This is a genomic window from Mycobacterium sp. MMS18-G62, assembly GCF_053877835.1.
In genome coordinates this window covers 1301875-1313649 of record NZ_CM132662.1, presented here as the reverse complement: position 1 = coordinate 1313649, position 11775 = coordinate 1301875, and the positions used below count along the sequence as shown (strand labels likewise).

Here is an 11775-nt window from a genome sequence, read left to right as displayed (position 1 = left end):
TCCCGGCCCGCAGCGCGGGGCCCCCTGTGCTCCTCGCGTCCGCGGCGCTCACGTCGTCAACGCTAGAACACCTCGGATTCGAGCCGACGCAGATGCTCCCGCGGCGGCCCGAGCAGCTGCGCGCTGGCGTGCGCGCGCTTGAAGTACAGCTGGATGTCGTGCTCCCACGTGATCGCGATGCCGCCGTGCATCTGCACCGCTTCGGCTGCGACCTTGGAGAACGCCTCACTGGCCGCGACGCGGGCCAGCGCGGCCGAAGCCGGCGACGGTTCGGCGATTGCGTCGTTGACGACAGCCCGCGCGGACTGCACCGCGACGTACAGGTCCGCCATCCGGTGCTTGAGCGCCTGGAAGCTGCCGATCGGCCGGCCGAATTGCACGCGGTCCTTCGTGTATTCGACGGTCAGATCGAGACACTTCGTGGCGGCGCCGATCTGCTCGGCGGCCAGCAGGATCGCGGCGGTTTCGCCCAGCCCAGGATCGGCACCGATCTCGGCCGTGTCTTGCGGCTCGACCCGCGAGAGCCGACGCGTCAGGTCCATGGTGTCGGACGGCTCAGCGGTGAAAGTTGTCCAGCGGTTCAGCGTCGTGCCGTCGGCGGCGATGACCACGTCGGCGATGTCGCCGTTGACCACATAGCCGGGGTCGAAGACGACGGCGCCGATCTTCGTGCCCTCGGCGAGACCCTCGAGGGCGTCGGCGTCCGGTTCGTCAGCCGTCAGTAGCGCGAGCTCGGCAAGCGTGGTGCCCAGCAGCGGCGTCGGCACCAATCCCTTGGCCAGCTCCTCGAGCACGACGGCGGCGTCGGCGAGCTCCCCACCGGCGCCGCCCAACTCCTCAGGCACCACGAGAGCGGCGGCACCGACCTGCTCGCACAGCAGCTTCCACAGCGACTCGTCGTAGCCGTGCTCGGACGCCATCGCCTCGCGCACCGCTGCTGGGGACGCGTGCTTTTCGACCAGCGCCACGACGGTTTGGCGCAGCAGTTCCCGTTCTTCAGTCACGAGAGGGCCTCCAATACCCGGCGGCGATGCCATGTCGGATCACCCCATGCCGAACGCAGGGCCTGCACGCGCAGCAGCCACAGCGACAGGTCGTGCTCCTGGGTGAAGCCGATGGCCCCGTGGGTCTGCAGTGACGAGCGCGCCGCCAATAGCGCGGCGTCTGCGGCCGCCGCCTGTGCAGCGCTGACGTCGCGCGCGGTGCCGGGTGATGCCCCAGTGTTGTCGCTGGCCAGTGACAGCGCCGCCGCATAGACAAGCGGACGCGCCAGTTCGACGGCGATGTGCACATCCGCCAGCTTGTGCTTGATCGCTTGGTAGGTGCCGATCACCCGGCCGAATTGGCTTCGTTGCTTGGCGTATTCGACGGACATGTCCAGCATCGCCTGACCGGCGCCGACCAGCTGTGCGGCCGTGGCTAGCACACCGAACTCGAATGCGCGTGCCACGTCTGCTGCCTGAGAATCGCCGGATGCGTTGACGTCGAACAGCTTTCGACTCGGATCGACGGATTCGTGTTGATCTCCCGCCGTGGCTTCGCGGACGGCGTCGTCTGCGGCCACCAGGATCAGGCCCGCGGTATCGGCGTCCACGGCACGCGGCACGCGTGGCGGCAGGGCGACGGTTGCGATGAGTTCACCGGCGGCCAGGGCGGCGGATCGTTCGTCGTCGGCGAGCAGAATCGGTGCGACAGCGATGGATTCGGTGACTGGTCCCGGGACGCACCACCGGCCAAGCCGTTCCGCGGCGACGACCAGGTCGACAGGATGCGCCTCGATCCCGTCGAACTTCTCCGGAACCATCAGCGCGGTGACGCCGAGGTCGGCAAGCCGTGCCCACACCTTGCGGCCCGGTGCGGTATCGCCTTGGGCCCATGCGCGCACCGCGCCCGGCAGATCGGCGGACGCCAGTGCCGCGTCGATGCTGGCGGCGAAATCGCGCTGCTGTTCGTCAGTCTCAAAAAACACAGTCGAATTTCACCTTCATTTTCGGGGCAGGCCCAGCAGCCGCTCGGCAATAATGTTGCGCTGAATCTCGTTGGTGCCGGCGTAGATCGGGCCGCCGAGCGCAAACAGCAGTCCCTCTGTCCACGAGTCCGCGAGCTCAGCGTCGGCACCCCGCATGTCCAGTGCCGTCTGATGCAGCGCCACATCGAGATCTGACCAGAACACCTTGGTCACCGACGACTCGGCACCCAGCTCGCCGCCGGCGGCCAGCCGTGTGACGGTCCCGAACGTGTGCAGCCGGTAGGCCTGCGCCTTGATCCACGCGTCGGCCACGCGGTCGGCGAATGCCTCGTTTGGATCGGTCTTCCACTGCGCCACAAGCCGTTCCGCCGGTGCGACGAAGCGGGCGGGGCTGCGCAGCGACATGCCGCGTTCGTTGCTCGACGTGCTCATCGCCGCGCGCCAGCCGTCGTGCACATCGCCGATCACGTCGTTGTCGGGTACGAAAACGTCGTCGAGGAAGATCTCGCCGAACCCGGTATCTCCGCCGAGCTGCGCGATGGGCCGGACGGTGATGCCGTCTGCCTCCAGGTCGAACATGAAGTACGTCAGGCCGCGATGACGCTCGGCCTCCGGGTCAGAGCGAAACAGTCCAAAGGCCCTGTCGCCGAAGGGTGCTCGTGAGCTCCAGATCTTCTGGCCGTTGAGCAGCCAGCCGCCGTCTGTCTTGGTGGCCGTCGAGCGCAGCGACGCCAGATCGCTGCCGGACTCCGGCTCCGACCACGCCTGCGCCCAGATCTCCTCGCCGCTCGCCATTTTCGGCAGCACGCGATCCAGTTGTTCTTCGGTGCCGTGCGCGAACAGCGTCGGCGCTAGCATCGATGTCCCGTTGGCGCTGGCCCGTCCCGGCGCGCCTGCGCGGAAATACTCCTCCTCGTACACGACCCATTGCAGCAGGGTGGCGTCGCGACCGCCGTACTTCTCGGGCCAGGTGATCACCGACAGGCCGGCGTCGAAAAGTACCTTGTCCCAGCGCCGGTGTTGCTCGAAACCTTCTGCGGTGTCGTACGACTTCGTTGGGAACGAATCCTTGTTCGCCGACAGGAAGTCGCGCACCTCGGCCTGGAACTCGAGGGTGGAGTCGTCAAAGTTCAGGTCCAATTCAGGCCCTTTCACTGTGTTGGCGCAAGAGAGGCTTGACCACTTTGCCGCCGGGGTTGCGCGGAAGCACGTCGAGGAACTCCACCGACCGTGGGGTCTTGAAGTTGGCCAAATACTGTCGTGTATAAGCGATTACGGACTGCTCGTCCAGCGTGGCACCAGGCTTAATCACGACGAAAGCCTTGCCGACCTCGCCGAGCCGCTCGTCGGGCACACCGATGACCGCCGATTCGGCCACTCCGTCGAGGCGCGCGAGCACTTGCTCGATCTCGGCGGGATAGACATTGAAACCGCCGCAGATGTACATGTCTTTTAGTCGATCGGTGATCGTGAGGTTGCCGTCGTCGTCGACGCGCCCCACGTCACCGGTGTGCAGCCAACCCTCGGCATCAATTGCGGCTGCGGTGGCTTCTGGGTCGTCGAGGTAGCCGAGCATGACGTTGGGCCCGCGCAGCAGCACTTCATCGTGGTCGCCGATGCGCAGCTCGAAATCGGCAATGGGACGACCGCATGTAGTGGCGACGGTGACCGCATCGTCGTCGGCGCGGCACATCGTGCCGAACCCGTTGGCTTCGGTGAGGCCGTAGGCGGTCAGCACGATGTCGATGTCCAGCTCGGTTTGCATGCGCTCGATCAACACGACCGGCACCACCGCGGCGCCGGTGACGGCGAACCGCAGCGAGGTCAGGTCGTAATCAGAGCGTTTGGGATGGTCGAGCAGCGTCTGATAGATCGTCGGCGGCCCAGGCAGCACGGTGACGCGGTGCTCCTGCACTGCGGCCATGGCCCGCTCGGGGTCGAAGGTGAGCTGGGGAATCAGCGTGGCACCGGTCTGCAGGCAGGCCAGGATGCCGGCCTTGTAGCCGAAGTTATGGAAGAACGGGTTGATGCACAGGTAGCGGTCGTCGCTGGTGATCTGCCCGCACTCGGCCCACGCCGCGGACCCCGCCAGGGACTGACGGTGCGCGCACAACGCGCCTTTGCTGCGGCCGGTGGTGCCGGAGGTGAACAGGATGTCGGAGACGTCGTCGGGCCTGACGGCCGCTGCCCGCGCATCCGCCGCGTCCAGGTCGCCTCCCCGCGCCATGAAGTCGTCCCAGCTGCCGTCCTCTTTGTCGATGGGCACCCGCACGATGTGTTGCAGCTTCGGCAGCTCGCCACGGTCGAGGTCAGCCGCCTTGTCGGCGCCAAGGAACTCGCCGGCCGCGACGAGCACCGGTGCGCCCGTGCGGGCCAGGATGTCGCTGGCCTCGCTAGCCGTGTACCGGGTGTTGAGCGGGACGAGCACGCCGCCGGCGTAGGTCGTGGCCAGGCATGCGACGACCCAGTGCCAGGTGTTCGGCGACCAGATCGCGACCCGGTCGCCGGGGCCCACGCCGAGGTCGATCAGTGCCGCGGCGGCCTGCCGGACCTCGGCCCGAAGCTCGGCGTATGTGAACCGGCGGTCCTCGGTGACCAGCGCATCGTGGTCGGAAAATCGGTCGGCAATCCGGTCGAGAACCGCAGGAATGGTCCTCGCGGAGGTCGTCATCGATGCTCCTCTAACAAAGCAAGTGCTTGGTAGGTTAGCCTACAAGGGTGATAGAGGTCCAGGAGTTCCGGGCCGAGGTAAAGCAGTGGCTCGCCGACAACCTCGTCGGCGAATTCGCCGCGCTCAAAGGCCTCGGCGGACCGGGTCGCGAGCACGAGGCGTTCGAGGAACGACGTGCGTGGAACCAGCATCTGGCCGCCGCCGGACTGACCTGCCTGGGCTGGCCGGAAGAGCATGGCGGCCGCGGATTGTCCGTCGCGCACCGCGTCGCGTTCTACGAGGAATACGCCAAGGCCGACGCGCCCGACAAGGTCAACCACTTCGGTGAGGAACTGCTCGGGCCGACGCTGATCGCGTACGGCACTGAAGAGCAGCAGAAGCGATTCCTCCCGAAGATCCTCGATGTCACCGAGCTGTGGTGCCAGGGCTACTCCGAGCCCGGTGCGGGCAGTGACCTGGCCAATGTGTCGACCACGGCCGAGCTCGACGGCGATGAGTGGGTGATCAACGGGCAGAAGGTGTGGACGTCGCTGGCGCACTGGGCCCAGTGGTGCTTCGTGGTGGCCCGTACCGAGAAGGGCTCCAAACGACACGCCGGTCTGTCGTATCTGCTTGTGCCGCTGGATCAACCGGGCGTAGAAGTCCGGCCTATCGTGCAGCTGACCGGAGACTCGGAGTTCAACGAGGTCTTCTTCGACGACGCGCGCACCGACGCCTCGTTGGTGGTGGGACAGCCCGGTGACGGCTGGCGGGTGGCGATGGGAACGCTGACGTTCGAGCGGGGCGTGTCCACGCTGGGCCAGCAGATCCGTTATGCGCGTGAGCTTTCCAATCTGGTGGAGGTGGCCAAGCGGACCGGTGCCGCCGACGACCCGCTGATCCGCGAGCGGCTGACCCGGTCGTGGGCTGGCCTGCAGTCGATGCGGTCGTACGCGTTGGCGACGATGGACGTCGAGCAGCCAGGCCAAGACAACGTCTCGAAGCTGTTGTGGGCCAACTGGCATCGCGATCTCGGCGAGATCGCGATGGACGTCGTCGGCAAGGCCGGGCTGGTGTTGACCGACGGCGACTTCGACGAGTGGCAGCGGCTCTATCTGTTCAGCCGCGCCGACACCATCTACGGCGGATCTAATGAAATCCAGCGCAACATCATCGCCGAGCGCGTGCTCGGCTTACCCAGGGAGGTTCGCGGATGAGCGCTTGCGCGAAGACCATAGGAAGGGCCGTATGACCTTATCTGACCCCCCGAAAGAGATTGAGGGACACGGACTTCTCAACGGCAAGGTCGTCGTCGTGACGGCTGCGGCCGGCACCGGCATCGGGTCCGCGGTGGCGCGGCGTGCTTTGGCCGAAGGTGCCGACGTCGTCGTGTCCGATCACCACGAACGGCGGCTGAGCGAGACCCGCGACCAGTTGACGGAACTCGGGCTTGGCCGGGTCGAAAGCGTGGTCTGCGACGTGACGTCCACCGCGCAGGTCGATGCGCTGATCGCGTCGACCACCGCGCGGATGGGCCGGCTCGATGTGCTGGTCAACAACGCAGGCCTCGGCGGGCAGACTCCCGTGGTCGACATGACCGACGAGGAATGGGACCGCGTCCTCAACGTCACGCTGACCTCCGTGATGCGGGCAACGCGTGCGGCGCTGCGGTATTTCCGCGATGCCGACCATGGCGGCGTGATCGTCAACAACGCGAGCGTGCTCGGCTGGCGAGCGCAGCATTCGCAGTCGCATTACGCGGCGGCCAAGGCCGGTGTGATGGCGCTGACCCGCTGCAGCGCAATCGAAGCCGTCGAATACGGGGTGCGGATCAACGCCGTGTCACCGAGCATCGCCAGGCACAAGTTCCTTGAGAAGACCAGCTCCTCGGAGCTGTTGGACAGGCTGTCGGAAGGCGAGGCGTTCGGCCGGGCGGCAGAGCCGTGGGAGATCGCCGCCACCATTGCATTCCTGGCCAGCGAGTACTCCAGTTACCTGACCGGCGAAGTCATCTCGGTGTCGAGCCAGCGGGCCTGACGACCGAAATCTCCACGGAATCTTCACGAACGCTGCTCGGAAGCCCCACATCCGGCACTTACAGTCGGATGTGTGAAGCGAATCCTGGTCATCGATGACGAGCCGACCATCCTGGCCGCCGTCGCGACCCGGTTGCGCGCCGAGGAGTTCCTGGTAGAGACGGCCGTTGACGGACCGTCGGCCGTCGCCGCGGCCACGGCCTCCCCGCCGGACCTCGTGGTGCTCGACGTCATGTTGCCGGGATTCGACGGGCTCGAGGTGTGCAGGCGAATCCAGGCCGTGCAGTCCATCCCCGTGCTGATGCTGACCGCACGAAGCGATGAGACCGACATGCTGATCGGGCTCGGAATCGGTGCCGACGACTACCTCACCAAGCCGTTCAGCATGCGCGAACTCGTCGCGCGCGTAAGGGTGCTGCTGCGCCGCATGGACCGCACCGGTCCGGCCCAACCCCTGTCGATCGGTGACCATCGTATCGATCTGCAAGGCCGCAGAGTTCACAAGGGCGGCGACGAAATCCACTTGACGCGAACCGAATTCGATCTGCTCGTGTTCTTGGCCGGCCGGCCGCGCACGGCGGTCTCCCGCGACGCCTTGCTCGAACACGTGTGGGGGTGGGGTTCCGGGGTGGAGAGCCGGACCGTCGACACCCACGTGAAGGCGTTGCGTCGCAAGCTCGGCCCGGAACTCATCCGCACCGTGCACGGCGTCGGGTACGCGCTGGAGCTACCGCGTTGAACAGGCTCGCCGCCGTGTGGGACCGGCTGCCGCGGCCACTGGACCCCTTCAGCTCGTTCAAGGTCAAGATGGGCCTGCTCGTCGGCAGCGCGATCACCCTGGCCGCGTTCACCTTCTGGATCGGCGCGAGCTGGCAGTTCCGCTGGGCATTGCTCGCAGCGCTGGCCACCTCACTCGCGCTCACTCAGTTCCTCGCCCACGGCATGACGTCGCCGCTGCGCCAGATGACGGCCGCGGCGCGCGCCATGGCTCGCGGTGATTACAGCGTGCGCGTCCGCGCCACCTCCAGGGACGAGATCGGACAGCTGGCGGTGGCCTACAACCAGATGGCAGCCGATCTCGGGGCGGCCGACGAGTATCGACGGGGACTCATCGCCAACGTCTCGCACGAACTCCGCACTCCCATCACGGCATTGCGCGCGCTGCTCGAGAACGTCGTCGATGGGATCGCGGAGCCCGACGACACGACCATGCGGATGGCGCTGTCCCAGACCGAGCGGCTCGGCGAGCTGGTGACCAACCTGCTCGACCTGTCCCGGCTCGAGGGCGGAGCTATCCCGTTGCAGCCCAGCACTTTCGGCGTCGAGAAGTTCCTCGAGGAGGCCGTCGGACACGTCGCGGCGGCCGGCGATGGTGTGCAGGTGACCGTGCGGGTGTCGCCACCGGATCTGGTTGCCGTCGCCGATCAGGCCCGCCTGCGGCAGGTGGTCGTCAACCTGGTGGACAACGCCATTCGGCACAGTCCGTCGGGCGCCCGGGTCTCCGTGCTTGCGAGCACGGCGCAACCGACGGGGCTGCGGCTCGAGGTGTGCGACGAGGGCCCCGGAATACCGCCCGCCGAACGCGAACGCGTTTTCCAGCGATTCACCAGGGGCGCGACGTCGGCCGGGGGTACCGGACTCGGACTCGCGATCGCCCGCTGGGCGGTCGAACTGCATGGTGGCGCCATCGAAGTGATGGAAGCCAGGACTGGTTGCCGGATCGGGGTCACGATCCCTGCACCGGCGGTCGCGGAGGAGCAACCACGATGAGCACGCCGCCGACCATGATGTACCCGGGGCTGTACCCGCCACCACAACCACCGCCACCGCCGATGCTGGGGCCGAAATTGCCGCGGTATGGCGAGCCCGGGTGGACCGTCTGGCCGCGCCGCATCTGGCCGCTCGACGCGCTGGCCGCGGCGCCGCGCCGATTGCTGGTGGCAGCGTTGGTCGTAGGAGTCGTGGGCGCCGAGTTGTGGCGGGTCTCCGTACTGAGCGTGGGGTACCTCCTGGTCGGTGTCATGGTGTTCGGCGTCGTCTACGGCCTTGCCGAGCGTCGTCCGACCCGTGATGAATGGCTCGGGATCACGGTCACGCTGGCGCTTCTGGCCGTGCCAGCACTACTCGCCGCGGAATGGCTTGGGGTGGTGTGCATTCTGGCTGCCTGGCTCGTTGGCTGGAGCACGCTGGCGGGCGGCCGGACGTGGACGGCCGTCGTCGCCGGGCCTTTTCTGCCGTGGTGCCTGCCCGCCAGGGCGTTCGGGTGGGCGCGTCGAGCGGTGCCGGAAGGCGGACTCGCGTGGAGCGGGCGGCCCAATACGGTCCGGATGGGCGTCGTGGGAGCCGTCACCCTGGTGCTCGTGCTGGTCTTCGGCGGCTTGTTCGCGTCGGCCGACCCGGCCTTCGCGCGGATGATCGAAGTCCTGACACCCGAGTGGAACCCCATCGAGGGGTATGTCCACGCACTCGTGTTCGGGATCGTGGTGTGCTTCGTGCTGTTCGGCGGCTACCTGGTGCGCTTCGCCCCCAAGCTCGATGCACTGGCGCCACGTCCCATGCGTTCCCTGCCGAACTGGGAGTGGGCGGTGCCGCTGGCGGTGCTGGACGTGCTGTTCATCGGGTTCGTCGCGATTCAGGCCACGGTGTTGTTCGGCGGGCACGCGCACGTCCTGCAGACCGACGGGCTGACCTACGCCGAGTACGCACGGCAGGGCTTCTGGCAGCTGCTTGGGGTCTCCTCGCTGACTCTTCTGGTGCTGAGCGGCGTCATCCGGGTGGCAGGACGCGAGGCCGCATCGTCTCGTCGACTGCTGCGTATCCTCGTCGGAACCCTTTGTGCGACTTCGGTTGTGGTGGTGATCTCGGCGATCCACCGGATGTGGCTGTACCAGCAGGCCTACGGTTTCAGCACCGAGCGCCTCATGGTGATCACCATCGAACTGTGGCTCGGCGCGGTATTCATCCTGGTCGCTGTCGCAGGCATTCGGATGACGGGGCAGTGGTTGCCGCGGGCGATCCTGCTCGCCGGTGCGGTGGCGCTGCTCGGCCTGGCCGCGACGAATCCCGAGCGGCTGATCGCCGAACGCAACATCGACCGGTACGAGCAGACCAAGCTGCTGGACACCGCCTACCTGTTTCGGCTGTCCGCGGACATCGAGCCGGCGCTGGGCCGCCTGCCCGAGTCGATGCGGGTGTGCGCGATGTACCGCGATGACCACCGGGGGCCCTTCTACGAGTTCAACCTGTCGCGATGGCGTGCCCCCTACGACGGCGCGTCGCGGGACGAGCAGTGCTCGGAGTACTGGTCATCCTCCGGCTGACCCGCCCGGGCTTACCTAGCAAGCGCTTGGTTGCTATCCTGGTCGGATGGACAGCGCGCTTCCGAGTCGCCGCGACGAGCTGCTGAGGCTCGCCGCGACGATGTTCGCCGAGCGCGGGCTGCGCGCGACGACCGTGCGCGACATCGCCGATTCGGCAGGCATTCTGTCGGGCAGCCTGTATCACCATTTCAAGAGCAAAGAGCAGATGGTCGAGGAGGTGCTTCGGGATTTCCTGGACTGGTTGTTCGGTCGCTACCAGGAGATCGTCGACACCGAACCCAATCCTCTCGAACGGCTCAAGGGTTTGTTCATGGCGTCGTTCGAGGCGATCGAAGACCGTCATGCCCAGGTCGTCATCTACCAGGATGAGGCAAAGCGGCTGTCGTCACTGCCGCAGTTCGGCTTCGTCGAGACGCGCAACAAAGAGCAACGCAAGATGTGGCTGGACCTGCTCAACCAGGGCATCGAGGAGGGCGACTTCCGGCCCGACATCGACGTCGACCTGGTGTACCGGTTCATTCGCGACACCACATGGGTTTCGGTCCGCTGGTATCAGCCAGGCGGACCACTGACGGCCGAAGAGGTTGGCCGCCAATACCTTTCGATAGTCCTCGGCGGCATCACCGTCGCCACACCCAAGGAGAGCAAATATGCCTGAGGCGTACGTCATCGACGCTGTACGCACCGCGATCGGCAAGCGCAATGGTTCGCTTGCCGGTGTGCATCCCGTCGACCTGGGCGCGGCGGCGTGGCGGGGACTGTTCGAACGTGTCGACGTCGATCCCGGCGCGGTCGACGACGTCATCGCCGGATGCGTCGACGCGATCGGACCGCAGGCAGGCAACATCGCCCGGTTGTCGTGGCTGGCGGCGGGATATCCCGAAGAGGTGCCGGGCGTCACCGTCGATCGGCAGTGTGGTTCCAGCCAGCAGGCGATTTCGTTTGGCGCACAGGCGATCATGTCGGGCACGGCCGATCTGATTGTGGCCGGCGGCATGCAGAACATGAGCCAGATACCCATCTCCTCGGCGATGATCGTCGGCGAGCAGTTCGGGTTCACTTCGCCCACCAACGAGTCGAAGAGCTGGCTGCATCGCTATGGCGATCAGGAGATCTCGCAGTTCCGCGGTTCGGAGTTGATCGCCGAGAAGTGGAACATCTCGCGGGAGGAGATGGAGCAGTTCGCGCTGACCAGTCACCAGCGGGCGCAGGCGGCGATTCGTGGCGGGAATTTCGAGAACGAGATCATCGACGTCGACGGTTTCCGGACCGACGAAGGCCCGCGAGACACGTCGCTGGAGAAGATGGCGACGCTGCCGACACTGGTCGAGGGTGGCCGGTTGACCGCGGCGATGGCCAGCCAGATCTCCGATGGCGCAAGCGCGGTGCTGCTGGCCTCCGAGCAGGCGGTCAAGGAGCACAACCTGACCCCGCGGGCGCGTATCCATCACATCAGCGCGCGCGGCGCGGACCCCGTGTTCATGCTGACCGGCCCGATCCCCGCTACGCGTTACGCGCTGGAGAAGACCGGCCTGTCGATCGAGGACATCGACACCGTCGAGATCAACGAGGCGTTCGCGCCTGTCGTCCAGGCATGGTTGAAGGAGATCAAGGCCGACCCGGAAAAGGTGAACCCGAACGGCGGCGCGATCGCGTTGGGTCATCCGCTGGGCGCGACGGGAGCCAAGCTGTTCGCCACCATGCTCAACACGCTCGAGCGCACCGGAGGCCGCTACGGCTTGCAGACGATGTGCGAAGGCGGCGGCACGGCCAACGTCACCATCATCGAGCGGCTCTGAC

11 protein-coding genes are annotated in these 11775 nt (G+C 66.7%); 7 read left to right on the top strand and 4 right to left on the bottom strand.

Going from position 1 to position 11775, the window contains the following annotated elements; all coding sequences use genetic code 11:
- Nucleotides 1–62 precede the first annotated feature (62 nt).
- From ipdE2 to fadD3, 4 genes are read right to left on the bottom strand one after another with little or no spacing between them, the layout of a single operon-like run.
- Complete coding sequence (gene ipdE2, locus ACWW36_RS06510) at nt 63–1004, bottom strand: acyl-CoA dehydrogenase IpdE2 (protein ID WP_456140771.1); 942 nt, start codon at nt 1002–1004, stop codon at nt 63–65.
- Nucleotides 1001–1969, bottom strand: coding sequence for an acyl-CoA dehydrogenase family protein (locus ACWW36_RS06505; RefSeq protein WP_456140770.1), 969 nt, complete (start codon nt 1967–1969; stop codon nt 1001–1003). Before ACWW36_RS06505 ends, ipdE2 begins: the two co-directional genes overlap by 4 nt.
- Nucleotides 1970–1984: 15 nt before the next feature.
- A complete protein-coding gene (locus tag ACWW36_RS06500) occupies nt 1985–3109 on the bottom strand; it encodes an acyl-CoA dehydrogenase family protein (protein ID WP_456140769.1) in 1125 nt (374 codons plus the stop codon).
- Nucleotide 3110: 1 nt separating this feature from the next.
- The gene (fadD3, locus tag ACWW36_RS06495; protein ID WP_456140768.1) at nt 3111–4640 is read right to left on the bottom strand and encodes a 3-((3aS,4S,7aS)-7a-methyl-1,5-dioxo-octahydro-1H-inden-4-yl)propanoate--CoA ligase FadD3; all 1530 of its coding nucleotides are present in this window, start codon (nt 4638–4640) and stop codon (nt 3111–3113) included.
- 47 nt (nt 4641–4687) lie between these two features.
- Between fadD3 and ipdE1 the strand changes: the two genes are divergently transcribed.
- The 7 genes from ipdE1 to fadA6 all read left to right on the top strand — a co-directional run bounded on the left by ipdE1 (nt 4688) and on the right by fadA6 (nt 11774).
- Nucleotides 4688–5836, top strand: a complete 1149-nt coding sequence (gene ipdE1, locus ACWW36_RS06490) for an acyl-CoA dehydrogenase IpdE1 (RefSeq protein WP_456140767.1) — start codon at nt 4688–4690, stop codon at nt 5834–5836.
- Nucleotides 5837–5867: 31 nt separating this feature from the next.
- Nucleotides 5868–6656 carry a (5R,7aS)-5-hydroxy-7a-methyl-1-oxo-2,3,5,6,7,7a-hexahydro-1H-indene-carboxyl-CoA reductase gene (gene ipdF / locus ACWW36_RS06485; protein ID WP_456140766.1) on the top strand — a complete coding sequence of 263 codons (789 nt, stop codon included), beginning with the start codon at nt 5868–5870 and terminating at the stop codon, nt 6654–6656.
- A gap of 72 nt (nt 6657–6728) precedes the next feature.
- Nucleotides 6729–7394 (top strand): response regulator transcription factor, encoded by a 666-nt coding sequence (locus tag ACWW36_RS06480; protein ID WP_456140765.1) that lies wholly within the window; start codon nt 6729–6731, stop codon nt 7392–7394.
- 68 nt (nt 7395–7462) lie between these two features.
- Nucleotides 7463–8425: a HAMP domain-containing sensor histidine kinase gene (locus ACWW36_RS06475; protein WP_456142382.1), complete on the top strand. Its 963-nt coding sequence runs from the start codon at nt 7463–7465 to the stop codon at nt 8423–8425.
- A complete protein-coding gene (locus ACWW36_RS06470; RefSeq protein WP_456140764.1) occupies nt 8422–9975 on the top strand; it encodes a DUF4153 domain-containing protein in 1554 nt (517 codons plus the stop codon). The genes ACWW36_RS06475 and ACWW36_RS06470 overlap by 4 nt, the downstream gene beginning before the upstream one ends.
- Nucleotides 9976–10021: 46 nt before the next feature.
- Entirely contained in the window at nt 10022–10633 is a 612-nt protein-coding gene (kstR2, locus tag ACWW36_RS06465; protein ID WP_456140763.1) for a TetR family transcriptional regulator KstR2, read from the top strand.
- Nucleotides 10626–11774 (top strand): steroid 3-ketoacyl-CoA thiolase FadA6, encoded by a 1149-nt coding sequence (gene fadA6 / locus ACWW36_RS06460; RefSeq protein ID WP_456140762.1) that lies wholly within the window; start codon nt 10626–10628, stop codon nt 11772–11774. The genes kstR2 and fadA6 overlap by 8 nt, the downstream gene beginning before the upstream one ends.
- The last annotated feature ends 1 nt before the right edge of the window (nt 11775 follow it).